The sequence below is a fragment of the Prosthecobacter dejongeii genome, assembly GCF_014203045.1.
GTDB lineage: Bacteria > Verrucomicrobiota > Verrucomicrobiia > Verrucomicrobiales > Verrucomicrobiaceae > Prosthecobacter > Prosthecobacter dejongeii.
In genome coordinates, this window is sequence record NZ_JACHIF010000010.1 from 42,747 (window position 1) to 68,165 (window position 25,419).

A 25,419-nucleotide genomic window follows, 5' to 3' on the forward strand; every position below is an offset into this window, starting at 1 on the left:
TGACTGCCGTTGATAAGTTGTCGCTAGTTTTAAAACCAGCAGCCTAGATTAACCCAGGTCTTCCGCTTCAGCGGCAGTACCGGATTCAGCCTTGGCGGCATCGTCCTTCTCCTTCATCGCGGCCTTGCGGCTCATCTTCACGCGGCCTTTTTCGTCAATACCGAGGCACTTGGCAGTGACGATGTCACCCACCTTGACGACGTCTTCCACACGGTTCACACGGAAGTCGGCCAATTCGCTCACGTGAATCAGGCCGTCCTTCTTGCCACCGAGGTTCATGAAGGCACCAAAGTTCGTCGTGCTGACGATCTTGCCGGTGTAAATCTTGCCGGGTTCGATCTCCTGAGAGACACCGCCGATCATCTCGATCGCACGCTCAAGGCCTTCCTTGCGCGTCGCATAAACGTAGATGGTGCCGTCGTCTTCGATGCTGATTTCAGCGCCAGACTCAGCCTGGATACCCTTGATGTTCTTACCGCCAGGACCGATGAGTTCACCGATCTTGTCTGGGTTGATTTTCAGGATCTCAATGCGAGGAGCATGTGGGCTCAGCGGACGAACTTCGCTGATGGCATCTGCCATGGCGCGAAGGACTTCACTACGGCCATTCTTGGCCTTAGCGATGGCTTCTTCCAAGATGCTCAGAGGAATGCCAGGAAGCTTGAGGTCGAGCTGGTAACCCGTCACACCCACGTCTGTGCCGCAAAGCTTGAAGTCCATGTCGCCGAAGTGATCTTCGGAGCCCAGGATGTCCATCATGGTTAAGTAGCGCTTCATGTTGTCGCCTTCGAACTCAGTGACGAGACCGACGGAGATACCTGCCACAGGGCGGATGAGCGGTACGCCTGCGTCAAGGAGAGCCATGACGCCCGAACAAACCGAAGCCATGGAAGTGGAGCCGTTGGAGGCCATCACTTCGCTGCTCACACGGATCGCGTAAGGGAACTTGGACTTCGGCGGAATGACGGCATCAATGGAGCGCTCAGCAAGTGCACCGTGGCCGATTTCACGACGATTCTGACCCCCAAAGCGGCCACACTCACCTACGGAGAACGGAGGGAAGTTGTAGTGAAGGATGAAACGTTTGCTGTCTGGGCCACCTGCGTAGGTATCCATTTCCTGCGCTTCGTCAGCCGGGGCCAGCGTAGCAATGGAGAGAGCCTGAGTTTCGCCACGCGCAAACAGGGCAGAACCATGCGTGCGGGGGAGGACAGAGACTTCGCCAGAAAGGTTGCGGATCTGGTCGATCGCACGGCCGTCGCAACGGCTCATTTTGTCCAGGATGGAGATGCGGAATGCTTTCTTCTGGAGGTAGTCGAAAGCTTGGCTGATTTCAAAGCCCGAGGCTTCAGGGAAACGGCTCTTGATGGCAGCTTCCACTTCATCTTTGAGTGCACCAACAGCCTTGCTGCGGGCAATCTTGCTCGGCTGATAAAGAGCGCCTTCGATGCGGTCACCGGCGATTTCATAAGCCACTTCCAGAAGCTCGTCTTTGACGAGCATCAGAGGCACCACACGCTTCACCTTGCCAGCCAGGGCAGCCAGTTCTTCCTGAGCCTTCACGAGGCCCTGGATGCTGTCCTGCGCAAAGCGGAGGGCGGCGATGAAGTCGCTTTCTGGCATTTCCAGAGCAGCACCTTCGATCATGATCACATCCGTCTTATTGCCGACGTACACCAGATCCAGATCGCTGTCTTCGCGCTGGTTGTGGGTCGGGTTAGCGATGAACTGACCATTCACCCGGCCCACGCGCACGGCACCGATCGGGCCTGCGAAAGGAATGTCGGAAACGCAAAGAGCAGCCGAAGCGCCGTTGATGGCGAGGATGTCTGAATCGTTTTGGCCATCTGCACTGAGCAAAAGAGCAACGATCTGAGTTTCGTAGAAGTAACCTTTCGGGAACAACGGGCGCAATGGGCGGTCCGTCATGCGGCAAGTGAGGATTTCCTTCTCTGTTGGGCGGCCTTCGCGCTTGAAGTAGCCACCAGGGAACTTCCCAGCAGCCGAGGCTTTTTCTTTGTATTCCACGGACAACGGGAAGAAGTCGAGACCTTCTTTGATCTTCGTGGCGGAGACGGCAGTGACGATGACGATGGTGTCACCCAGGCGGACGGTCACGGCACCATCAGCGAGGTGAGCGAGCTTGCCTGTTTCGATTTCAATGATCCCTGAACCGCAGGGTGTAGTTACTTTATGGATAGCCATGGTGGCGATGTTCTATGCTTTGTTTGTTTTGGGGAAAGTTTGCGAGCGCGTTTGGTTCAAACGCAGCCCATGAGTATCAAAGGCTCAGCCAGCAAAAATCCGTGCCTTGTCTTGTGGCACACGTCTTCTCGAATGGGAGACGGCAGGTGGGAAAACGTTTCCGTGAAAATCACGTGAAATCGCACACCTCACACTATCTAGGCAATTGCGCGCTGAAACCCCTAACACAAAACAAGGGGTGATGGTTCTCATCACCCCTCGTCTGGAAAAAAGGCTATTAGCGGCGCAGGCTGAGGCTCTTCAGAAGCTTCAGATAACGCTCATTGGCGGTCAGCTTCAGGTAGTCGAGCAGTTTGCGGCGGCGAGCGACCATCTTTAGAAGGCCGCGGCGCGTGGAGTGGTCTTTGGAATGAACCGTAAGGTGCTCCGTCAGTTCATTGATACGGGCCGTCAAGATTGCGACCTGCACGTCGGCACTGCCAGTGTCTTTTTCGTGCAGTTTGAATTCTTGGGGGCTTGTGGTAGCTTCGCTCATGGTCAGTTGTGAAACCCGACACCTTGTCAGGCGGGTTGTGTTTGAAGTTGAAAGGGCCGGAAAGAAATCACGAAAGCGAGGATTGGCAAGGGAAAATTCGTGTGAATACGAGCCTTAAACTGTTTCCAAAAAAGATTATCCCATAGGAAAGGCGAGCGCAGTGGGATGAGTGGCAAAGCAAGAGCGATGACTGCTATCTTTACAATAGCAACTAAGCGAAAAAGACGCCAATCGTCCCACCCCGTTGCCGCTTTTCGGACAAGATTTTTGAAAATCGGTCTGAAATGGGCTGCACTCGGTCGTAAAACGAAAAAGCTCTGCGTCGGGTAACGCAGAGCTTTATCAAAGTTCGTCCTTTTATTGACGATCAAAAAAACTTTCTTCGTCGCGATCACCGACTTTTAAATAACGGTAATACACTTCCAATTGGAGTGTGCAGAGCACTTGGCGGTAAACAGGATCTGCAGCATCACCGCCTGGCCAGTTGGGCCGACCTTTTTTGAAGCTGCCATCGGGCTGTTGAGCGGCCAGGATCTGCGGCAAAAACTGTTCGTTGTAAAACTTCCAGTCATCGCCGCCTGCTTGGAAGAAGGTCTGAGTGTAATAGTACCAGCAGTAGAGATTACAGTTTTTATTCCAATCCAGAGGCTCTGCGGTGATGAACTCACGCAGGAATTTGATCCCCTTCTTGATGGAGGCTGTGCGACCTTTCCCCAGCGTCTGTAGCCCCAAGGACCCGACCCCGGTAAGGCTCCACTGATTGTAGTGGGCATCCCGGTTAGCGCCACCATAACCGCCATCCTTCGTTTGCTTCCGCTCGATGTAATCACAGGTGCGATCAATCGCGCTTTGAAGACCCGCGATTTTCAAACCTGTGTATTTGGCGGCTTTCAAGGCCTGATATTGCCAACCTGCCACCGATAGATCTTCACGAGAGGAGGTGGGTTTGCCTTCGGAGATGTTTTTGGTGTAATAATCCCAAGAACCTTCGCCGTTTTTCGCATCCGCTTTGTTCTGGGTTTTGATGATGAGCTGAACACCTTTTTCGAAGGCTTCACGCATGCCAGGAAGTTGCTTGCTGCCCAGACGTGCGAGAGTGTACATCTCCCCTAGAGCATAGGTGGCGATGCCATGCTCATACGCACCGGCGTTGCTTTTAAAGTCATCTGTGATGGCTCCGTGCTCATTGGTCTTGGACATCTCGATGAGGAAGAGAATGCCGCGCATGACATTGTCTCCATAAAAGGGAGAGTCTGGCGTTTCACAGCGCCCAAGGAAACACAGCAGAGCAAGGCCTGTCATTGCAGCCTTATTGCGTTTACCCCCGCCTTGTCCCCAAGATCCATCAGGGTTCTGCTGGCTTTTCAGCCACTCTAAAGAAGCTGATACTGCACGTTCACACTCAGGATTGCCACCATTCTGGCGAAGTTTTTCTAAACGTTCCTGCGGAGAGCAACGCTGCTGCATGGAAGGCGGCAGACTGACAAAACCCTGCATCCCGCCCATGCCCATCCCAGTGCCAAAGCCACCACCAGCTCCTGCTTTGCCAAAGCCTCCACTGCCCAGGCTTCCGCCTCCCAGCATTGAGCTCACATCCGGCACATCCAGCAGATCTGGCGGCGCATCCGGCAGCGTCACGGCCGAGTTCTGGCTCGTGCTCACGATCTTCTTCATCGGCATCGTCTTGTTCAGCGATGTCCGCTTCTTCTGCTGCACCTTGTGCTGCATCTCTGCAGAGGCCTGCGCTCCCTGCTGCGTGCCGCCACCAGGCAGGAAGTCCACCTGCTTCTGAATCATCTGCGTGCTGACCACGATAGCACCGCCCACGATGAGGATACCTGCGTGAATAGCCAAGCTGAGGGTCAAAGAACCACCGCCTACCTTGCGCCAGGCTTTCACCAGCGCATTGGGTGGTTTCACGGTTTCAAAATGGTTGAGCGCCGGCGGGTGATACATTTCACCTGGGGCTGCATGGAGGGCCACGGCTTGCTCTTCTTCCACAGCGGCCACAGGCACGGGGCCTGAGGTGGCCGAAGGCGCGGGGTATCCCGCAGGTGGCGGCGGCATCATGCCGGGCTGGACGGGGTAGCCAAGATTTGGCTGAACGGGATAACCCAAGTTGTTTCCCTGCACGGGATACCCCAGATTGCCCGGCTGCGGGTAACCCGGTGGGTAAACCATGGGCTGCGTGGCACCTGGGTCCGAGGGCGGAGGGGGGCCACCCGGATTCGGAGGAGGGGTATCAGACATAACAGAAAAAGAACGAAGGTGGGGCCGCGCAGGGTTGCGGCCACTGAAAGTTGGGGAGGAATTAAGACAGCAGGTGTGGATTAAAAATCCTCACCACCCACCGTAAAGGTCACATTGCCAATTTTAGCCTTGGCCATGGAGTTGAGTACATCAATGACACGCTCGTAGCGGGCTTGCTCCTCCGCTTGGATGGTCACCATCACCTTGGCATTGCGAAGGTCGGCTTCCTGCTTCAGGCGGAATAGTGTGTTGGTGAAATTGGGCAGCGCCTTGTCAGTGGGGGAATCGAATTCCTCTTCATTCAAAGTCACCACTCCTGATTCCTCCACCGTCACCATGATCTCGTCCGGTGGGGTGGTTTCATCACTGAGCGCCGGGGTTCCCAGGCCAGGAAGTTGTGTCTTCAGTTCACGCTCCACTTTCACAGCACCAGCCATGACCATGAAAAAGAGCATGATGACGAAGACGACGTCAATCATGGGGGCGATCTGGAAGCCCATGGTGGCTTGGTCTGCCTCCAGGGCGCGATGTTTTTTACCGTGAGCCATGCGATCAGGAATCTTTGTTGAGGGCTGAAAAGGAAATGTCGTCAATGCCCGACTGGGCAATCAGCGCCATGACTTTCTGAATCTCCACCGCAGGCACATCGCGATCTCCGCGAATGACGACCCGGTAGGTAGGATTGCTGTTTTTGCGTTGAGTGAGCGTGTTCACGATCTCCTCATTCTCCATCTCACGGTCGTCGAGCTTGATTTTAGACTCCTGCCGAGCAGCGATCCAGCGAACGTTGATGGCGGCCTCGAACATGGTGTTCTTGTCCTCCTTCTTCTTCGCATCGGCCGCCACAGGCAGCTTGATGTCTTTGTCAATTCTCAAGACCTGCGCCGAGGTGATGCTCATAAAGAAAATGAGCAGCACCAACAGCACGTCAATCATCGGAGCAATTTGGAACTCCGGTTCACCGTCTCCACCGCCTCCTCCTCCAGCCATAAGAGTATCAGGTTAAGGTTAACCAACAGAATGAAAAATCCGATTACACAGCCACAGCGACGGCTGCGCCATCGTTGCCACCAGCCACCCAGTTTGGCAGCGCAGCGTAGAACTCTTCTTCACCCACGTGAGCGTCTTTGAGATGCTCGTAAGGCATCTTACGGAACAGAGAGCTGATGATTTCCTGCAGACCGTGCATGGAGCCCTGAAGGCGATTGCGCAGAATGTAGAACACCATGAAAGCAGGCACAGCCACAGCCAGACCCGAAGCCGTAGCCACAAGCACCTCACCGATAGCGCCAGAGAGCTTGGAAGGATCACCCACACCACTGGTGCCCAGCGTTGCGAAGGCGCTCATCATCCCCGTCACGGTGCCGACCAGACCGATCATCGGAGTGCAAACACCCAACACCGAAAGGTAGTTGATGCGAGTCTGGATGGTGGCGTTGGTCTTGTTCAGTTCAGAGAACAATGCTTCTTCGACAGCGTTCTGACCTTCCCCCACGAAGCTCAGGCCCACACGGGTCACATCGGCAAAGTAGGAATTGTTGTTTTTAGCAAACTGGTAAGCACCGACGTAATCACCCGCACGGAAAAGATCCTGCACCTGACCTACCTGGGCAGGAGGGGCCATGCTTTTGAGTGCGGTACGCATCCAAAGGTCCACCGTCAGCCACACGAGTGCGACGGAGCAAAGGGTCAGCGGATACATCACCCAGCCACCTTCGCGGAAGCGGTCCATGAGGGTGTGCTGATGCACTTCAGGAGCGGCGGCAGCGGCTTCTCCAGCAGGGGCAGCAGCAGGCTCTTGGCCGTGCATGGGAGCTACCACCATCAGGTTGCCGGCGAGCAGCATGGCGCAGGCGCTAAGACGGACGAAGCCACGGAAAAAGGTCTGGATCATAGAGGGGTTATTGCGGGTGTGCATGGGAGGCAGTGGGTAGGTTGGGATTCGTTTAAAGAAAGGGTAATTACTGAGCGGCTTTTTCGGTTTTTTCGCCTTCGGCAGATTCTTCAGCTTCCTCTTCGGGCTCATTTTTCATGCCGTTGATGGCAGCCTTTTCTTTGGCTGCTATATCAGCAATGGCAGAGCCTTTGTAGGAATCGGAAATACGGGTGAAGAGAGCCTGGGCGTCTTCATAACGTTTCATCTTGGCTAGCATTTGACCCGCTTTGAGTTCTGCATCTGGGACACGCTGCATTTGGGTGCCGTAAAAAACTGGAATGCGCAGATAAGCCATCAAAGCCTTTTCCCATTCCTTCTTTTTGGCGTGGATGTCGGCAATGATCATCCAGATGGAAGCTCCGACACCTGAGTCATTGGTATCCGAGAGGATGCTTTCGGCTTCATCGAGAATCGAGGTGTATTCGGAGGAAGTTTGGCGATCAATATCCAACTGAATAATGCGCAGAGACATCTTCTGTTCTGCCGTCAGAGGCAGCGTCTTGAGCAAGGGAATCAGCTTGATGGTCTCTTCGAACTTGCCCGCTTGGCTCAAGGTTTCCACGTAAGCGAAGAAAACAGGTTGGTACCAGTTACCTTCCACCTTTTCGAACTTTTGGAAGAAATCGAGCGACTTCTTCAAAAGGGCCAAAGCCTCTTCGGACTTGGCTTGAGCCATGAGGTTTTTGGCCTCAAGTAATTCCACTGGCTCAGGCCAATCTAGATAAGCGATATTCTGCCACGGCAAAACGGTGGTCGCAGACTTATCACCGATCTTAATCGTGCGAACGATCTTGTCACCATCCATGGTGAATTCGGTATCAGGAATGCGTGTGCCATCTTTGAGCACGATGGCTTGGCCGAACGCTGCGCCTGAGAGCAGCACTGTCGCCAGAAGAATGAGGGTATGACGAAACATGGAAATGTGAGGAGAATAAGAGTTCACAAGGACAGGGATCAAAGCTTGGAAAGTTCTTGTTCGGCCTGCTTCATTTCTGGCAGATCCTTCAGGTCCTGACGCTTGGTCATCTCGATGAGCAGCAGTTTAGCAGCTTCACGATCTGAATACTGACGCGGCGGCGTTTCAGTCGGAGCTGCCGGGCGGTTGAACTTGATGAAAGCCCGCGCACACTGCACGTAGGACTGAGCCATCACACTCTTCCACTTTTGATGAGCAATGAAAACGCGCTGATAGAAGGGAATAGCTTCACCCCACTTCTGGTTAGCGAACTCAATCTCTCCCTGCATGAAAAGGGAGGTCGCATGCGCCTCACCGCGCCACTCTTTCGTGTTGAGGATCTGCACATACAATTTCTTGGCATCGTCATACTTCTTCAGTTTGAAGAGCGTCTTCGCCTTCCCCAGAGTTGCATCAAGCAAGCGTGAGCTCGCAGCATAACCTTCGATAGCCGAAGTGAACAACTCCAAAGCTTTATCGAACTCACCCTTGGCGTATGCGATCTCTGCCAGACCCACAGCAGCACCATCGGCATACTCAGTCTCTTTATAGAATTCGTTCAGGCGATTGTAGCAGCCAGCTGCCTTGTCTAGATCACCCTTTGTGCGCGCATTGTCACCCACCGTGGCCAATAACATTGGGCTTAGGTCTTCAGGCTTAGCAACCTCAATAATGACGGCAAAAAGCTTCTCCGCTTTGACGGGTTCACGCATCACTTTGGCGAGCCAGGCTTTGGCAAAAAGAATGCGCATTTGGGCAGTGCCATTCATGCCTGCCTGAGGTGGAGTAATCAGTTCTTCGAGTTGCTTTTCCACCTGTTCGTGAGTCAACTCCGCAGGTGCTGCTGGGGCACCTTCCACAGGCGCAGCTGGACGGCGGCGCTTCGGCGCGACTAAGCTAACCAACTGCTGAATGAGACCTTCCACTTGCTCATTCGCAGGGTTTCCAATTTTAGGTTTGATGGCGGTCGCGAGAAGTTGTTTGGCCTCATCAATCTTATTTTCCTTCACTCGAGCACGGGAGATCCACAGCACAGCCTTGAGCTCCTGCTCTTCGTTGTCCTTGTGCGTATTGAGGTATTTTTGCCACATGTCCCCCAGCTCTTTCCACTTGCCCGTGCCCGCGTAGAGATCCGTAGCTTGGTCCATGGCGTAGGTCAGCACATCTTCAGACTTGGCCTTATCCACGCCTGCGGCGAAATTGGCCAAGGCTTTGTCATAATCCCCTTTTTGGTTGTAGGCATCGCCTAACAAACTGTGCACTTGGCCGATGTTCTGGTCATTCGGGGCATCCTTGATGATGCTTTCCAAGTCTGCCATCGCATTGTCCACGTCGCGACTTTGAAATTTGATGAAAGCCAGACGATAACGAGCATCCACGACATACTGCCCTTTCGGGTTTTCCTTCATGTAGTTATTCAGTGCCTTCGTGGTATTGATCGAGTCATTCTGATAGAAGTAAATGAGAGCGATGCGATACAGGCCGTCATCCTTGTAAGCGGAGTCTGGAAACTCATTCAGCAGAAGTTCAAAAGTGGTCCGCGCATCGTCAAAACGCTGCATTTCAAACAGCACGTTTCCACGCAGAAAGCGCAGGCGCTCCTTGTCGGCTTTGGGAAAACCTTCAGCTTTGTTAAAGGCATCCGCGGCCTCTTGCAGCTTACCATTTTCATAAGCAAGCATGCCGAACATTTCCGATACCGTGCCTAAATCTGCACCATCCGGAAAATCATTGATGTAGCGTTCGCAAAGTTTGCGGGCTGACTTCACACGCTTGAGCTGGGCATTGGCAATGATCATGCCGAAGACGCAGCGGTCACGCTGAGGGAATTCCTTGAACTCCTTCACGATGACATCAAACGCCAAAAGAGACTCCCAGAAACGCCCCATTTCAAAGTAACAGCGGCCCAAGCGGTAATAAAGAGAAGCATCGTAGTCGGTGCGTTTTTCGATCTCTTCCAGCAATCCATTGTTGGTTTTGAGCTTCTCATCGAGCTCTTCCTTGGTGCCCTTGATCGGCCCTTTGCCTGGCGTTTTCAGACTCTGTTCGATTTTAGCAATCACGTCTTTTTGGAGACGGGTGATCTCGCTTTTACGGCGCACAAACTGGTAAGCCCCGAGAGCTTCGCGGAAGCTTTTTTTCTCCAGCATCTGGTCACCTAAACGCAGATAAATGTTGTTCATCTGGGCCACATTATCCCCACCCGTGGCGAAGCCTTTGACCTTCTCCATGAGCTCACCTGCGGCATCCAGGTCACCTTTGGCGACATGTAGGTCCGCTGCCATCATGGCCGCCTGGATAGCTTCGGAGCTACGAATACCACCTTCAAGAACCGACTTTAAGACAGCGAGCGCCTCATCCACCTTATCTTGTTTTTTCAAAGCTTCTGCCACGAAAAGACCTGCTTCGGATTTGAGGTCGGGAGACTGCGCGACGACCTCCTTGAGGATGGTGATGCCTTTGTCAGCATCCCCTTTATTGATGTAACTGCGCCCGAGCGCCATCTTCACCGCGCTGAGCTGTTCACCTTCTGGGAAAGACTTGATGTATTCCTCCAAGGCAGCGATAGCCTTGTCATACTCATTGAGATTGAAGTACGCGGCCCCTTCGATGAAGAGCACCTGGGCAAAGGGCTTGTTATTCAGGTTTTTCTTCACCTGATCAATCTTCGAAAGCGCCTCAGGATATTTTGCCTCTTGGAAAAGACGCATGGCCTCAGACATGAGGGCCTCCGTCTCCTGCTGAATATTCAAAGCACCCGTAGGTGCAGCTGGTGCCCCGGGGGCAGCTGGGGCTGCAGGCGGTGGGGCCTGGGCGATCAATTGAGGCCCAGAAACAAGGACAAGAGCAAAGCAAAGTGCGTTTCGCATGGCAGACAAAGACGAGTAAATCATGGTGGACCTGAACAGAACAATCACGTTTCTGACACGCACTCCGGGGAGGAATGATCAAAGATAATCCGAAGACGTTGAATCACAGGGCAATAACCAGACATTTTTCGTGAAAAAGGAAGCCGAGATTACCAACAGCACTTTTTTTGTCACGAACGATCTGATTGATGACCCAGAAGAAACACAGAAAATCCCCCGGTTTGCCTAATTTCGAGGGCCTGGAACGATTCAGAATCACCTTAACAGAAGCCGTTTTTAGTATCCTGGCGGATGTCGCGCCACATAGCCCTTCATCGGGCGCGATTTATTCGACCAACGAGGCCCTTTCCTTTCACCATTGTAGCCAGTGTCTAGGCGCAGCCCGGCCACCACAATAAAGGTGTGCCCATTGCGTGAATAGACGGTGATGTACTTGCCCTCGCCAGCTTTTCCATAACTGCGCAGACTGCTGGAAGTGCCAGGACTGTTCAGAAAACCCGCTCCATGCAACACATAAGAAACCGTGCCCGAACAGTCATAACCCGAGTCCACAAAGGAACGGTGGCCGCCGCCGAATTTATAAGGTAGCCCCGCAATGCGATTTCCCGCACTGATTGCCCGCATAACAGGAGCAGGCAGCCCTGCTGGAGGCACAGCCTTACCTCCCACCACCACAGCCGTCTTGCCACGGCTGTATTCATAATCCCATACTTTTTTCCGCGAAGCGCAACTGCTGAGGCAGGATGTGAGCAAGATAAAAAAGAGAGGCCAAAAACGGGCGGGCATGAAAGAAACTAGACGGCGTTTCTCATGTGGCAAGAGGGGGCCGCCTTTACGTTTTATCCTCTTAAAGGCGACTAACATCCCACGCCCCAAGATCCCGCTGATTGCGTCCCCCTTGTGCCAACTCGACTCCACGCTATTTTGAAGATTCATGCGCATCTCAGAGATTTTTTATTCCGTGCAGGGAGAAGGTTCACTCACGGGGGTACCTTCGGTTTTTGTGCGCACTTCTGGCTGCAACCTGCGCTGCACCTGGTGCGATACGCCTTATGCATCTTGGTCACCGGAGGGACCTGACATGAGCCTCGCCGCTATCCTGACGGAAGTCATGCTCCACCCCACCCGTTACGTTGTGGTGACCGGAGGGGAACCCATGGTGGCCAAAGAGATTCACACTTTTCTTCATCAGTTGAGGGATGCAGGCAAACACATCACCATTGAAACCGCCGGCACGGTGCAGCCCCCTGCCCTTCCCATTGATCTCGCCTCCCTTAGCCCGAAACTGGCAAACTCTGTCCCGAGCCTGGAAAAAGCAGGGGCAGCGTGGTTAGCGCGTCATCAGGAAACCCGCCTGCAACCAGCCATCCTTCGTCAATGGCTAGAGCATTCACGGGACTACCAGCTCAAGTTCGTCATTTCGAGTGAAGCGGATCTCTTTGAGGCGCAGGAGGTCATCAGGTCCATTGGCATTCCCATCCCGCCAGAAAAAATTCTGCTCATGCCCGAAGGCACAAGCCTGGAGGCGATGCGCACGCGGTATGACCTGTTGGTGAAAGCCTGCCTCACCCACGGCTACCGCCTCAGCCCTCGGCTTCATATTGAGCTCTTTGGCAACACCCGAGGGACCTGATTCAACCCTTTAAGTTCAGCTCGTCAGGCGGGTCCAAAAGCCGCTGCATCATGCCGTGGGGATCCCGCATGAATCGGCTGGTGATTTGATAATGCTCCGTGTCCTCATAGGCCACTCGCTTGATTCCGTCCTCACTGAACTCATAAATCCAAGCCTCTGGATAGGCCATGAGAATGGGGGAATGCGTCGCGATGATGAACTGCGAAAACTCCCCGATGAGATCATGCATCCGCACGAGCAGAGACATCTGCCGCTGAGGAGATAACGCCGCCTCAGGCTCATCAAAAAGGTAGATTCCATGACCGCCGAGCCGATGCGCGAGCGTGGCAAAAAAGGACTCTCCGTGCGACTGCTCATGCAGGCTTTTTCCTCCGTAAGACCAGTGACCCAGCTCATCCATCAACGTGGCAAAATTGTAATAACTCTCTGCCCTGAGAAAAAAGCCATCCATGGGGTGAAGGTGACTCCGGGAAAGTGTGATCTTCGAAGTCAGCTCCGAGCGATACTCGTGCATCATCAGGTTCGTGTTCTTCGTTCCTCCCTCCATGCTGAAGCCCAACTTCTCTGCGATAGCCTCCAACAAAGTGGATTTTCCAGACCCATTTTCGCCTACAAAAAAGGTCACTTTGGGGTGCAATTCCAGAGACTCCAAATGACGAACGGCTGGAATATCAAAAGGGTAATTTTCAAAACCCGGCACTTCCTCACGTCGCAGCATGACAGTGTGCAGGTATTGAGAGGGTGCGGGGTTCACCATGAGAACCGAACGTTCTCGTTCTGCGCAACGGTGCAAGCCTGACTTTAACCACTGCTTGAGCCCCCGCTTTAAACAATAAACCCCGGCTCAGCGAATGCACGCTAGGCCGAGGTTCAATAGGGGAATTTAAAAGCGACTCAACCCGCGATTAGCGGCGCTGATAATACTGCTGATAAACACTGTCATGCAGCTTCAACTTAGCGCGGATGCTGTCCAGACCGGCATTGTCAGCTTCGATCTGGTAGTTCACGAAATAGCCGCTCTCGACGTGGCGTGGGTTGAAGGGAAACTTGCGTTTGCCGAGCTTGTCAATCTGCTCAAGCTTCACGCCGGACTTCTCCATCTCACGGCCGATGCCGCTGACGAGTTCTTCGACGGATTCTTCTTTGCCCTTCATGTCGAGGACGATCATGGCTTCGTATTTACGCTTCATCGGTGGTGTATTCTTGTTGAGGTTTAAGGTTGTTCTTCTTTGCGGTTGAAAAGATTCATTGCGGTCTCCAGCCCAGACTGACAGGCGAGGCGGACGGCATCTGTAGCACGCTGAATCATGATGGCGAGTTCTGCACGCTCGTCTTCACGAAATTTTCCAAGCACATGACCCACGAGCCGTTCACCCGCTGGGCGGCCCGAAGGAGTTGCAATGCCTAACTTCAAACGAGGAAAGGCATCTGACCCCAAAGAGCGGATCATGGATTTGAGCCCGTTGTGACCTCCGGCGGAACCTGCGAGGCGCATTCTCATGCGACCTAGCGGGAGATCCACATCATCGTAGATCACGAGGAGTTCCTGAACGGAGGTTTTGTAAAACTGGCTCACCAGTTGCACACTACGTCCGCTATCATTCATGAAGGTCGTTGGCTTCAGCAGGAGGGCCCCAGGAATCTTGGCGACCCAACCATGCCAGCGTTTTTCCTCCGTGAAGGAGACTCCCGAAAGCCGCGCTAACTCATCCACCACCATAAAACCAATGTTGTGACGAGTATCGCGGTAATCTATCCCAGGATTCCCAAGTCCAATGATGAGCCTGGGTTTCAGGCCGCCAGCGGAGCGGAGAGCTGTTTCATCACCGGGCACCGTAGGCGGCTGGAGTCAGACTCCGGACAGGGGTTACTTCTTAGCGGCGGCTTTGGCGGCAGGAGCAGCCTTAGCAGCAGGAGCTTTACCCTTGGCAGCAGGGGCGGCAGCGGCAGGAGCTTCAGGCTCCACCTTTGGCTCTTCGCACATGATGACGACCACATCGTCAGCCAACTTAGCGCGGACGCCTTCTGGGAGCTTGATGTCACCCACGTGGATGGCTTTACCGACCTGGAGGTCAGAGATGTCCACCACGATGCCTTCAGGAAGGTCCTTTGGAAGGCAGCGCACTTCCAGATTGTGGTGGATGGCTTCGATGAGACCACCGGCCTTTGCGCCTGGGGATTCGCCGGTCAGGTTCAGAGGAACTTCAGCGTGGATTTCTTCGTCCATGGCGATGGCGTGGAAGTCCACGTGCAGGATGCCACCACGGAGGTGGTCGTGCTGCACTTCCTGGACGAGGGCCAACTGCTCAGCAGAATCAATCTTCAGGCTGACCAGGATGTTGTCAGAAGCGCTGCTTTCCAGCAGCTTAGTGAAGGTCTTGGCATTCACCTGCACATTGGCAGGAGGAGTCTTGCGACCATAAACCACCGCTGGGATGGAACCAGCCTTGCGCAGGCGGTTGACGGCAGCAGTGCCTTCACTGCTGCGGGGTTGTGCGATGATGTCGAGGATTTTAGCCATGTCCGTAAGTTCTTCTGAACAGTATGTTAGAGGGGAAAAGGGCCGTGAGGATACACGGCGATTTTCAGATGTCAAAGAGAGATGTGACGGACTCGTTGTCGTGAATGCGTCGAATCGCCTGCGCAAGCAACGGCGCGATGTCCAAAGTCGTCACTTTTTCCCCCTGAGCCTGGGGGGTTGAGTTGGTGGAAAAAAGCTCCAAAATCGGCGATTTGGAGATGCGGTTATGGCCCTTTTCTCCAAGCACCGCGTGTGAAACGCCTGCGTAGATGGCCTTGGCCCCGTGTTTCAACAGCAGTTCGGCGGCAGCCGTCAATGTCCCTGCGGTTTCCGTGAGGTCATCCACCAGAAGCACATTTTTTCCATTCACGTCACCGATGACATTGAGAGCCTCCACTTCTTCAGCGCTCACGCGATTTTTTGCCACGATGGCCATGGGAGCTTTCAGCGCTTTGGCATAGGCGTGGGTCATTTTGATACCGCCAACATCCGGCGAAACGACAACGAGGTCCTCAATTTGACGTTCCTTGATGGCCTTCATCAGCACAGGCCCGGCATACAGATGATCCACCGGGATATCGAAGAAACCCTGGATCTGACCAGCATGGAGATCCACCGTCAGCACACGGTTCACACCGCTGGCCACGAGTAGGTTAGCCACCAATTTGGCCGTGATGGGCACACGTGGACGGTCTTTGCGATCCTGCCTAGCATAACCAAAAAAGGGCAACACGGCCGTGATGCGGTGGGCACTGGCACGGCGAACGGCATCCACCATGATGAGAAGCTCCATCAAATTCTGGTTGGTGGGTGGACAGGTGGGCTGGACGATAAAAAGATCGCTGCCACGGATGTTCTCATGGATCTGCACAAAGGTTTCACCATCTGGGAAGGTCGTGAGGGTGGCCTCGCAAAGTTTGGTGCCCAAATTTTCACAAATCAGGCGCGCCAGTTCCGGGTGTGCTGATCCACTTAAAATCTTCAAGTTATCCGTCATCGGGCGGAACTAGACGCGCTCGCCATGGAAATCAACTGCCGTTCAAAGGTTCATGCATCCGAATGACAAGTTCCACAGGGGAAGCATGGATGATTGCGTCTCTGATTGCATCCCCTGACCGGCTTCCTAAGTATCCCTTCATCTTATGTCTGGCATTTTGACTGAACTTCTCATCCTCTTGGGTCTGCTGCTGCTCAATGGCGTTTTTGCCATGGCTGAGACAGCCCTCATCTCCGCAAGGCGCACTCGACTGGAAATGATGGCGCAGGAAGGCCAGAAGAGTGCCCTCCGGGCTCTGGAGTTGCAGGCGGACCCAGGCATTTTTCTTTCCACGGTACAGGTAGGTATCACGTTAGTCGGCATCATCGCAGGTGCCGCCAGCGGCGCAGGCCTTGCACGTGAGCTCGAACCTCTTTTGGCCGTGGTCCCCTGGCTAGGCCAGTGGGCTCCTACTCTGAGCATGGTCATTGTCGTTTCCATCATCACCTTCCTCAGCGTGGTGGTGGGAGAGTTGCTGCCGAAACGTCTGGCCATTCATGCCCCTGAGCAATGGGCAGCGGCCCTGGCTGGGCCCATGACACGACTTTCTTCACTGGCATCCCCGATCGTCCGACTGTTGGACTTTTCCAGCGATGCCCTTGTGCGCCTGTTTGGCGTCAAGCCTGGGGAGGAAGCCGTGATGTCAGAGGAGGAGGTGCGCGCATCCATCATCCAAGGCCACCGAACAGGGGCCTTAAAAAGCCACGAAAAGGACATGCTGGAAAGTGTATTGGAACTGGATGAACTGACAGCGGCGGATCTGATGACGCCAAAGCCCCAGATTGTCTGGATCAACCTGGCCGACAGCCCTGAAGAAAATCGCCGGCGCATGATCGAAAGCGGCCACTCTTATTTCCCTGTCTATCAAGGCACCCGCGATGATGTTCTTGGCATGATCTCGGTGAAAACGCTGTGGAAAGCTGGAGAAAATCTCTCAGCCAACGATTTGCAGTCCCTCCTCGTGATGCCGCTCTTCGTCCCCGAGTCCATGCCCGCAGCGCGGATCATTGAGCAGTTCCGCAAAAACAACCGCCATCAAGCTCTCGTCATTGATGAATTTGGTGCCATGCAAGGCCTCATCACCCTCAATGACATGATGGAGGCCATCCTTGGCACCATGCCGAATGAACCCAGCCCTAATGCCCCCGGTGGCCGACAACTGGACGATGGATCATGGCTGGTGGACGGCCAGATGGAAATGGAAGAAGCCGCCAGCATTACCGGCATCCCCCTTCCCGCCTCTTTCGATGACGATGACTACCGCACAGTGGCTGGATTTGTGATGCACATCCTCGGCCACGTGCCTGCTGAGGGGGAATCTTTCGACTGGCAAGGACGCAAGATCGAGGTCGCTGACATGGATCGTCAGCGCATTGACAAAGTGCGCGTCTGCCCGGCCGCTACTGAGCGGTCATGATCATTTGGAAGTGCTGATTTTCATGCGTGGAAACACAGAATCCACACACACATCGCTGATTTGCTCCGCGTTACAGATTTGACACATTCCATCGGCTCTGCTCCATCTTGGGGGACCCGTTCATCGCAACGGACTCCCCGACCTTACCCATGATCTCCCTGCAGAAGCTTTTTGGCAAAAACGACATCTTCTACGACCTGCTGGAAGCCAGCGCCGCAGAGGCCCTGCACAGTGTCCAGGCCTTGGGGAAACTTCTCGCCCAGCCCGTCGCCACCCAAAACCTGGATGAACTGATCCTCACGCGCCGGAAGGACAAAAAGATCACCGAGCAGATCAACGAAGAACTCTGCCGCACCTTCGTCACTGAACTGGAGCGCGAAGACATCGAAGCCCTTTCCAACGTTCTCTACAAAATCCCCAAAACGGTCGAGAAAATTGCCGAGCGCGTCATCATCACCGGGGGTCGCCTTCAAGATGTGGACTTCAGCCGCCACCTTCAGATGATGGAAGAGGCCACCACCACGGTGCTGAACATCGTTAAAGAACTGCGAAAAAAACTGCACCTGGAACGTGTGAAGGACATGAACGCCAAGCTGCAGCACATTGAGGGTGAGGCGGATAAACTCATGATGGGCCTGCTGAAGGAACTCTACGCCGGCCAGCGCGACCCCATCCAAACCATCATGCTCAAGGATCTCTATGAGCTCATGGAAAAGGTGTATGACCGCTGCCGCGACGCTGGCAATGTGGTGTCCCACATCGTGCTGAAGTATTCCTGATCCGCCCCCCGCGCATGACTTCTGCTCTCATCCTGCTCCTGGTGGTGCTGCTGGTGGTGCTGGCCTTTGAATACATCAATGGCTTTCACGACACTGCCAATGCCATCGCCACCGTGGTCTCCACCAAGGTACTCACTCCACGTCAGGCACTCGCCCTAGCAGCCACGGCCAATTTGATCGGCGCTTTTTGGGGCACTGCCGTGGCTAAGACCATCGGCGCTGGCCTGGTGGATATCGCCCACGTCACCACCATGACCATCCTCTGCGCCATGCTCGGGGGCATCATCTGGAATCTCCTCACCTGGTATTTCGGCCTCCCTAGCAGCAGCAGCCACGCCCTCATCGGCGGGCTCTGCGGTGCCACCCTGGCTTCGGCCAATGGAAACTGGCATGTTCTCATTTGGTCTAAGGCGAAGGTGGATGCCAAGACAGGCGCTGTGACCATGGACGGCATTTTCCACAAAGTGGTCATCCCCATGATCACCTCTCCAGTGCTGGGTTTTGTGGTCGGCTTCATTGTGATGGGGCTGCTTTTTTGGCTCATCCGCAACTGGCGTCCACACACCATCAACACCGTGTTTGCTAAGCTCCAGATTGTCTCTGCCGCCTACATGGGCTTTGGCCACGGCTTTGCGGATGCCCAGAAAACCATGGGTATCATCGCGCTCACCCTCTTCACGGCTACCACAGCAGGCACGCTGGATAATGTGCCTAGCATTTTGGGCTTTCTCCGCACCCCCGAGTTTGAAGTGGCGAGCTGGGTAAAAATCACCTGCGCCCTCGTCATGGCCGCAGGCACCTGGGCGGGTGGCTGGCGCATCATCAAGACCCTGGGCCATAAGATGGTGAAGATGAAGCCCGTTCACGGCTTTGCTGCCGAGACCACAGCGGCCACGATCCTGGCCGTCACAGGGCACTTAGGCATGCCCGTTTCCACCACGCATACGATCACCACCTCCATCATGGGTGTGGGCGCAGCCAAGCGCTGGAACTCCATCCGCTGGAGCCTCGTCGAGCGAATCGTCTGGGCCTGGGTGCTCACCATTCCCGTCACTTCCGCCCTCTCTTACGTTATCTACAAAGTGCTGACCTAGGGTGGCGAGGGACTTTGTGGACAAGACAACCCTTGGTCAATATCCATCATACCAGACGCACCAGCGGCGGTGGTCCTGATCTGTGATCAAGTATAGGGGGCCAAAGGGCCCCTGAGTTGCCTCTTTATCGGCCTCCCAACACCAGAATTCCGCAGGCACCCAGTTGGGGGAATCGTTCACGTGGACAAGCCGCCAAGGGAAACCTCGCGAGACGATATCCCATCGTAAATCGTCCTCTTCGATGCGCGGCCAGTTCCCACGCTGAAGAAATGCATCGAAGGCTGAAGGCTCACTCTCGAAAAACCAAAAGCGCTTGGAATTGGCGAGTAAAAACGTGTGCCCGCTCGCCAACAGACGAGCGTTGGCAGGCCACTTCCTACCCGTGCTTCTTTCAAAAAACGTCGGTTGAAGTGAAGGAACCGTGAACAGGGAAACCAGGCACAAGCACAAACCGATCATGAACCAGCAGGGCAGGCCCATCCACAGCCAGGCCATTCTGACGCTTCCCTTGCCTGAGCGACGGCACAGCCAGGCATTCCAAGGAATATCCAAACCCCCGCCACGGCCAACCCCAAAGTGCCCGCCACAATCCCGACGATTGAAGCCGCTAGCAAACGCCCTTGCCAAGGCAATAGCATGTTCCCACTCCACATCAGAGTTCCAAAGGCAAAAACCAAAACCAACCACAAAAAGACCAGGAAGCGGGTCATGCGGTAGCGCTGCCAAGGTGCCAACAAGGATGTCACAGCCTCATTCATCGCCAGCTTGTGATGTTATCCGCCCAGGTTGTTGGATCCCGATCTGGACCGGAGGAGTAGATGGCAGAAGAAGCATTTAAAATGGCAGGAGGAAGAGGCACCTTCACCCACGGAAACCATTTCGAGGGCACTTGCTGGGCCGGGTTGACCAATCGGTTATCATAGTTGGTGTCCAGTGAGATATAAAACATCTCGCCCCAGCGGTCCACCAAACGCCACTGATCTGCTTCTTGGATTAGGCCGGAGCGCTCAGGTTTGGCAAAGGGCAGATCCACAAATTGGATCCCTCTCGGATTGAGGGATTTATCGTTTCCCATCAAAGCCGCTAGAAGTGGCCCGCCGGATCGAAGGCTGACATCTTTGTCCTCAGATTTCGATGAAATAGGAAAGGTGTTGTATTCAGTCCTAAAATGCCCAATCGCGACACTGGTGACCTTCATCATTCCCTTTGTTTGGAGGATGGACTGCTCCGCATCACGATATAGAAAAATCACAAAAAGAGGTGACGAAATCACCAGGACAAGCATCAACCATCCCAAGCAATTTCTGCTCGGTAGCATAGATGTCTTCCCTTCCCATTGAGGCATAAAGTGAGATTACCGAAACGAGTTCGCCCGAGTCGAGAAAAACCGGTTCGGGCACCCACCCCGCTCTTACTCAAAATCACTCCCAACTGGTAATGTTATCCTCCCACGTCTTTGGATCATTGTCTGCGCCGGAGGAATAGATGGCGATGGTTGTCTCCAGGTAGATTGGGTTGTCTGTTCCCCTTGATTGAGGATCTACAAGCCTGCCATCCCTGTCTAAGTCCAGAAGCACATAATACCTTTCGCCAAACGCATCGAGCACGCTCAAGTCCGCAGGATCGTCCGAGGTGCCACCGGACAAATCTTGAAGACCATTCATGGAATTTTTTGCCAGTGAGGGTTTGTAAAAAGGCAGGCCTTTAGGATTGAGCGATTTAGAACGCCCTAACAGAGCTGCGACAAAGACTCCGTCAGATCGCAATTCCAGATCGAGCGTCTGGCTGTGGCCCAACACTGGAAAACGATCGTACTCTCGTCGAAAGCGCTCAACGGACTCCTTCAGGTCCAGCATGCGTTTGCTCACCCACTTAGGACTTTCAGGACGTTCATGGCCCGTCGGAGCCGAACGGGGCACGAAAAGGCTGATCACGAACAAGCAACCGAGAACAGCAGCGCCCCATTTGAATGCCCTCCACGTCTTCGACTTCTTCGGATCTGCGGGCACTGAATTCACCTCGATAGGGTAATGCCATTCGGGAAAAGGATGCAAGCTCAAGCCTGACAAACAATGATGGCTTCAGGTGCGCAGATCAGAACACCTAACAAAAAGGGTGAAGACAAGTGCCTTCACCCTTTTTTGATTCTATCAGCGGACTCAGAGTCGGCTCGTTACTTCATCGCCAGATTGGCAGCGGCAACGAGGCCTTCTTCGGAGACGATCTTGCCAGCGAGTTCAGGTTTGCAGCTCGAGGTGAGTTCCTCGCGGAATTTCTTGATGAAGCTCTGGGTCGGCCAAGAACAAGCTTCACCAAAGGCGCAGATGGTCTTGCCTTCGATCTGGTTGGCCACGCTTTCCAGGGTGTCCACGTCATCCGGGCTGGCAGTGCCAGCGACGATGCGGTCGCTGATCTTTTTCATCCACAGGCTGCCTTCGCGGCAGGGAGTACACTGGCCACAGGATTCGTGGGCGTAGAAGTTATTCAGGTTGTTGATGACCCAAGTCATGCTGCGGCTGTCATCCATGATGATGACGCCACCGGATCCAGCCATAGAACCGCAAGCGGCCATGGTGTCGAAATCCATCGGGATGTCCGTGATGGTGAGTTCACGACCATCCTTGAGTTTGAATTTCTCATCGGCACGCAGGACTTTGGAGGAGCTGCCGCCAGGGATGATGGCCTTGAGCTTGCGGCCAGGCTTGAGGCCACCACAGAGGTCGTTGATCACTTCGCCCATGGTCACCTTGCCCACTTCCACTTCGTAGTAGCCGGGCTTTTGCACGTCGCCGCTCACGCATAGAATCCGGGTACCGGTGTTATTCGGTGTGCCCAGCTTGGCATATTCCGCACCGCTCATCTGAATAATGTGCTTCACATGGCAGAGGGACTCCACGTTGTTCACGATGGTAGGGCACATGTACAGGCCCAAAGCTGCCGGGAAATAAGGAGGCTTGATGCGCGGGTACGGGCGCTTGCCTTCCAGGGACTCGATCAAACCGGTCTCTTCGCCGCAGATGTAAGCACCGGCACCACGGTGCACGTAGATTTCACAGTCGAAACCGGACCCCAGAATGTCCTTGCCCAGGAAGCCTTTAGCACGGGCTTCAGCGATGGCTTTTTCAACGATCTTGGCGGCGTAAGGGAACTCTTCACGGATGTAGATGTAGGCCAACTTGGCCCCTGTGGCGAAGCAGGCGATGGCCATGCCTTCCACCAACTGGTGCGGGTCCTGGTGCAGGATGTAGCGGTCCTTGAAAGTGCCGGGCTCAGATTCATCCGCGTTGCAGATGAGATAGACGGGCTTGGTGTTCGTGGGCGGGATGAAGCCCCATTTCACACCGGTGGGGAAACCTGCACCGCCACGGCCGCGCAGTCCTGCAGTTTTGACTTCATTGATGATGGCGGTCTTCTCCATCTTCAACGCCACCCTGAGCTGCTCATACCCGCCGTCGTTCAGGTAACATTCGATAGACGGATCGTAACCGACACGGTCAATGTTTTTGAAAATGAGCCGCTTCTCACGTGAGTGCGGTTCTTTGCCAGGGAGATACTGAACAGCGGAGGCCATATTTTGCAGTATCAGGCTACGCTTGGAGGCGGCAACCGGGATTTGTGAAAAATTTCACAAGCGACCGATATGGAGAATCTTTTTTCCGTCTGCTGAGGCAGGCCAAGCCGCCTAACCCCGCTTTTTCAGCAAAATGCGCTTAAAACGGCTGTCTCCACCGTCCAGGCTCACGCTCTGCACTTCGGGATCGTTCACAAAGACATTGTGGATCAGGCGGCGGTAGTAGCTGTTCATGGGGTCCAGGGTCTGGCTCTGGCCCGTGGCCCGCACGCGCTCACCCATTTCGCGGGCCTGCTCCACCATCTTATCTTCGCGGATGGAGCGGAAGTATTCGATGTCCACCCGGATGCGCGGGGCCTGGGGGATGTGGCGCTGGAGGATGCGGTTCACCAGATACTGGATGTCTTCCATGGTGGCACCACGCCGACCGATGAGGAGCTGAGAATCCTCCGTGTGGAGCTGGAGGGTGGGGCCTTCAGGCCCTTCCAGTTCGTCAATCTTCACCGTGAAGCCGAGGTAACCCAGCATGGTATCCACAATCTGGCGGGCGTGAGAGAGAGGAGTCATGGCGCGTGATAGGAAAGTACGTCCGATTGCCGCCCGCCTCAATGAGGAACTGTGGAGATTCTTAGCAGAGCGACGGAGCGCCCCGAAGGCCCCCTGCCCTTTAGGGCACAAAAAAGCCCCATTCAGTTGCCTAAATGGGGCTTTCAAAGAGGGACTAGCCGCCCAGTTTCGGGGTTTTCGGCTTGGTCTTCTTCTCCTTCTGATTCGGATTCATGGGATTGAAGAAGGGATTTTGGGAAGGTGCGCCTTTGGGCTTGGGCTCCACTTTTTCCAAGACTGGATCTTTCATGTAGAGCTTCATCACGCGGCTCTGGAAGATGGCGAAAAGGTTCTGAGTGGACCAGTAGAGGGAAAGAGCAGCGGCGAAGTTATACGAGATGAACAGGAAGAAGAAGGGCATGATGGCAAACATGATCTTCTGGCTCTTGTCCACGGTGGCGGGCTGTGGCGTCAGCTTCATCTGCAGGATCATGGTCACACCCATGATCAGCGGCAGTGGGTTGAGGTCGAAGTCCGTGCCCATGATCGGCAGGGAGAAGGGAAAGTTGAAGGTGTAGATGGTGTCGGAGATGGACAAGTCCTTCACCCAGAGCCAGCCCTGGCCGCGCAGCTCAGCCGCGTTTTGCAGCACGCTGTAAAAGCCGAAGAAGATCGGGATCTGCATCAGCATGGGCAGGCAGCCGCCCACGGGATTCACGCCGTAGTCCTTGTACAGCTTCATGACTTCCATCTGCTGCTTCTGCGGATCGTCTTTGTATTTCTCCTGAAGCTCCTTCATCTTCGGAGCCAGCATGCCCATGCGCTTCATGGAGTATTGGGCCTTGGACTGCAGCGGCCAGAGCACCGTGCGGATGACGAGGGTGAGCAGGATGATGGCGACACCCCAGTTGCCACTGACATCATGCATCCAGCGCATGATGGTGTTCAGCGGCTTGCTGATCCAGCCAAACATGCCGTAGAACATGATGAAGTCGCGTTGACCTTCCAGCTTGCTCAGGCGGTGATACTCTTTCGGGCCTAGGTAGATCTCATACTGCTCGGTTACGCTAGCTCCCGGGGCCAGTTCCACAGGCGGCAGGCTCAGAGCGGACTCGATGCCATAATCGTGTTTGGCTGAGTCATAAGCGGCGTATTTGTCTCCCGCATGATCCACCAGGAAACGGGTGGCCCAGATCTTCCCAGGCTTATCACCACCGGGGGTTACACGACTAACGATCGTCGCATAAAATCGGCTCATGACACCCCCGTAACGAAGACGAGCATGGCTAGCGCGGTGCTCATTTTTTTCCTGAGAGAACCAACCGCCTGCAAAAGAATGGGTGTCTTTGTGATCTGCATCACCGGCATCATTCCAGAAGAAACTCGGTTTCAGCACTTCGTCCGGGCTGATGCTGGAGGCGGCACCCGTGTAGAGGTAGTATTCCTCAGACTTGTGCGGGACGGAGCCGGTATTCGTGAGCGTGATGGAAAGGGCCAGCAGGTGCTCGTCCGACTTTTCGCCTTCGGTCAGCTTGTAGGCTTTGCGAATGGTGATGCCATCGGCAGACACGCCTTCGAAAGTCACGCTTTTATCGCTCTTCTCGATGATCTTGTAGGGAACGATGTCAATGCCAGTGGCCTCACGACGCAGGGCCCCGATGGGCTCCAGCGTTTTACGGCCCACTTCATTCAGGGTGATTTTGTCCCCGGCGGCCAGAACGGCCTTGGCCACACCGGCACCTTTGCTGCTGAAATGATAGGTCACGCTGCCCGAGACGAGGCTGTGCTTCTCTTCAGGCAGATTGGCCGTCGCGGCGGCTACGGCATCCGGCTTGGCAGCAGAAAGCGTGGGGGTGGTGGTGGCAGCGCCATCCGTTGAGGCTGTGGCCACGCCTGGCACGGCAGGCTGCGCCTCCGTATTTTTAGGTTTATTGGCCTCTGCCAGAGCCAACTGTGCCGCATAGGCCTGCTGGTTTTTGAAGGAGAACCATTGGTTCACACCAAGGCCAATGACACAGAGAGTAACGACGATCCAGGCTTTGCGATCCATGCTTGTAGAGAAAAGAGATGA

General features: G+C 54.6%; 23 protein-coding genes. 4 read left to right on the top strand and 19 right to left on the bottom strand.

Annotation, left to right across the window (positions count from 1 at the left end):
- Window positions 1–48 precede the first annotated feature (48 nt).
- From HNQ64_RS19570 to HNQ64_RS19610, 9 genes are all read right to left on the bottom strand, one after another.
- Window positions 49–2,205 carry a polyribonucleotide nucleotidyltransferase gene (locus HNQ64_RS19570; RefSeq protein ID WP_184211859.1) on the bottom strand — a complete coding sequence of 719 codons (2,157 nt, stop codon included), beginning with the start codon at window positions 2,203–2,205 and terminating at the stop codon, window positions 49–51.
- A 277-nt stretch (window positions 2,206–2,482) separates the two neighbouring features.
- On the bottom strand, window positions 2,483–2,740 hold the full coding sequence (gene rpsO / locus HNQ64_RS19575) for a 30S ribosomal protein S15 (protein ID WP_184211861.1): 258 nt from the start codon (window positions 2,738–2,740) through the stop codon (window positions 2,483–2,485).
- 357 nt (window positions 2,741–3,097) lie between these two features.
- A complete protein-coding gene (locus tag HNQ64_RS19580) occupies window positions 3,098–4,990 on the bottom strand; it encodes a prenyltransferase/squalene oxidase repeat-containing protein (RefSeq protein ID WP_246431137.1) in 1,893 nt (630 codons plus the stop codon).
- Window positions 4,991–5,070: 80 nt separating this feature from the next.
- The gene (locus tag HNQ64_RS19585) at window positions 5,071–5,538 is read right to left on the bottom strand and encodes an ExbD/TolR family protein (protein ID WP_184211863.1); all 468 of its coding nucleotides are present in this window, start codon (window positions 5,536–5,538) and stop codon (window positions 5,071–5,073) included.
- Between the two features lie 4 nt (window positions 5,539–5,542).
- On the bottom strand, window positions 5,543–5,980 hold the full coding sequence (locus tag HNQ64_RS19590) for an ExbD/TolR family protein (RefSeq protein ID WP_184211865.1): 438 nt from the start codon (window positions 5,978–5,980) through the stop codon (window positions 5,543–5,545).
- A gap of 43 nt (window positions 5,981–6,023) precedes the next feature.
- Window positions 6,024–6,884 (bottom strand): MotA/TolQ/ExbB proton channel family protein, encoded by an 861-nt coding sequence (locus HNQ64_RS19595; RefSeq protein ID WP_246431138.1) that lies wholly within the window; start codon window positions 6,882–6,884, stop codon window positions 6,024–6,026.
- 67 nt (window positions 6,885–6,951) lie between these two features.
- Window positions 6,952–7,842: a tetratricopeptide repeat protein gene (locus HNQ64_RS19600; protein ID WP_184211869.1), complete on the bottom strand. Its 891-nt coding sequence runs from the start codon at window positions 7,840–7,842 to the stop codon at window positions 6,952–6,954.
- 38 nt (window positions 7,843–7,880) lie between these two features.
- Window positions 7,881–10,775: a tetratricopeptide repeat protein gene (locus HNQ64_RS19605; RefSeq protein WP_184211871.1), complete on the bottom strand. Its 2,895-nt coding sequence runs from the start codon at window positions 10,773–10,775 to the stop codon at window positions 7,881–7,883.
- Between the two features lie 252 nt (window positions 10,776–11,027).
- A complete protein-coding gene (locus HNQ64_RS19610) occupies window positions 11,028–11,537 on the bottom strand; it encodes an NlpC/P60 family protein (RefSeq protein WP_184211873.1) in 510 nt (169 codons plus the stop codon).
- Window positions 11,538–11,685: 148 nt separating this feature from the next.
- Between HNQ64_RS19610 and HNQ64_RS19615 the strand changes: the two genes are divergently transcribed.
- Complete coding sequence (locus tag HNQ64_RS19615; RefSeq protein WP_184211875.1) at window positions 11,686–12,384, top strand: 7-carboxy-7-deazaguanine synthase QueE; 699 nt, start codon at window positions 11,686–11,688, stop codon at window positions 12,382–12,384.
- A 1-nt stretch (window position 12,385) separates the two neighbouring features.
- On the opposite strand, the gene HNQ64_RS19620 is transcribed toward HNQ64_RS19615, so the two are convergent.
- From HNQ64_RS19620 to HNQ64_RS19640, 5 genes are all read right to left on the bottom strand, one after another.
- Window positions 12,386–13,141 carry an AAA family ATPase gene (locus tag HNQ64_RS19620; RefSeq protein ID WP_184211877.1) on the bottom strand — a complete coding sequence of 252 codons (756 nt, stop codon included), beginning with the start codon at window positions 13,139–13,141 and terminating at the stop codon, window positions 12,386–12,388.
- 148 nt (window positions 13,142–13,289) lie between these two features.
- On the bottom strand, window positions 13,290–13,574 hold the full coding sequence (locus HNQ64_RS19625; protein WP_184211879.1) for a 30S ribosomal protein S6: 285 nt from the start codon (window positions 13,572–13,574) through the stop codon (window positions 13,290–13,292).
- A gap of 23 nt (window positions 13,575–13,597) precedes the next feature.
- Window positions 13,598–14,218, bottom strand: coding sequence for an aminoacyl-tRNA hydrolase (pth, locus tag HNQ64_RS19630; RefSeq protein WP_343075910.1), 621 nt, complete (start codon window positions 14,216–14,218; stop codon window positions 13,598–13,600).
- Window positions 14,219–14,251: 33 nt separating this feature from the next.
- Entirely contained in the window at window positions 14,252–14,905 is a 654-nt protein-coding gene (locus HNQ64_RS19635) for a 50S ribosomal protein L25 (protein WP_184211881.1), read from the bottom strand.
- A 64-nt stretch (window positions 14,906–14,969) separates the two neighbouring features.
- Window positions 14,970–15,902 (bottom strand): ribose-phosphate diphosphokinase, encoded by a 933-nt coding sequence (locus HNQ64_RS19640; protein ID WP_184211883.1) that lies wholly within the window; start codon window positions 15,900–15,902, stop codon window positions 14,970–14,972.
- 145 nt (window positions 15,903–16,047) lie between these two features.
- Here HNQ64_RS19640 and HNQ64_RS19645 point away from each other — a divergent pair, with 145 nt between their 5' ends.
- The 3 genes from HNQ64_RS19645 to HNQ64_RS19655 all read left to right on the top strand — a co-directional run bounded on the left by HNQ64_RS19645 (window position 16,048) and on the right by HNQ64_RS19655 (window position 19,231).
- A complete protein-coding gene (locus tag HNQ64_RS19645) occupies window positions 16,048–17,358 on the top strand; it encodes a hemolysin family protein (RefSeq protein WP_184211885.1) in 1,311 nt (436 codons plus the stop codon).
- A gap of 149 nt (window positions 17,359–17,507) precedes the next feature.
- Complete coding sequence (locus HNQ64_RS19650) at window positions 17,508–18,137, top strand: DUF47 domain-containing protein (protein WP_184211887.1); 630 nt, start codon at window positions 17,508–17,510, stop codon at window positions 18,135–18,137.
- 14 nt (window positions 18,138–18,151) lie between these two features.
- Window positions 18,152–19,231 (top strand): inorganic phosphate transporter, encoded by a 1,080-nt coding sequence (locus HNQ64_RS19655; protein ID WP_184211889.1) that lies wholly within the window; start codon window positions 18,152–18,154, stop codon window positions 19,229–19,231.
- 754 nt (window positions 19,232–19,985) lie between these two features.
- On the opposite strand, the gene HNQ64_RS19660 is transcribed toward HNQ64_RS19655, so the two are convergent.
- The 5 genes from HNQ64_RS19660 to HNQ64_RS19680 form a co-directional block, all read right to left on the bottom strand.
- Window positions 19,986–20,576, bottom strand: coding sequence for a hypothetical protein (locus HNQ64_RS19660; protein WP_184211891.1), 591 nt, complete (start codon window positions 20,574–20,576; stop codon window positions 19,986–19,988).
- Window positions 20,577–20,652: 76 nt separating this feature from the next.
- Window positions 20,653–21,087 (bottom strand): hypothetical protein, encoded by a 435-nt coding sequence (locus HNQ64_RS19665; protein WP_184211894.1) that lies wholly within the window; start codon window positions 21,085–21,087, stop codon window positions 20,653–20,655.
- A 317-nt stretch (window positions 21,088–21,404) separates the two neighbouring features.
- The gene (nuoF, locus tag HNQ64_RS19670) at window positions 21,405–22,802 is read right to left on the bottom strand and encodes an NADH-quinone oxidoreductase subunit NuoF (RefSeq protein ID WP_184211896.1); all 1,398 of its coding nucleotides are present in this window, start codon (window positions 22,800–22,802) and stop codon (window positions 21,405–21,407) included.
- Between the two features lie 111 nt (window positions 22,803–22,913).
- The gene (locus HNQ64_RS19675) at window positions 22,914–23,369 is read right to left on the bottom strand and encodes a Jag family protein (protein WP_184211898.1); all 456 of its coding nucleotides are present in this window, start codon (window positions 23,367–23,369) and stop codon (window positions 22,914–22,916) included.
- 154 nt (window positions 23,370–23,523) lie between these two features.
- The gene (locus tag HNQ64_RS19680) at window positions 23,524–25,398 is read right to left on the bottom strand and encodes a YidC/Oxa1 family insertase periplasmic-domain containing protein (RefSeq protein ID WP_184211900.1); all 1,875 of its coding nucleotides are present in this window, start codon (window positions 25,396–25,398) and stop codon (window positions 23,524–23,526) included.
- Window positions 25,399–25,419: the final 21 nt, after the last annotated feature.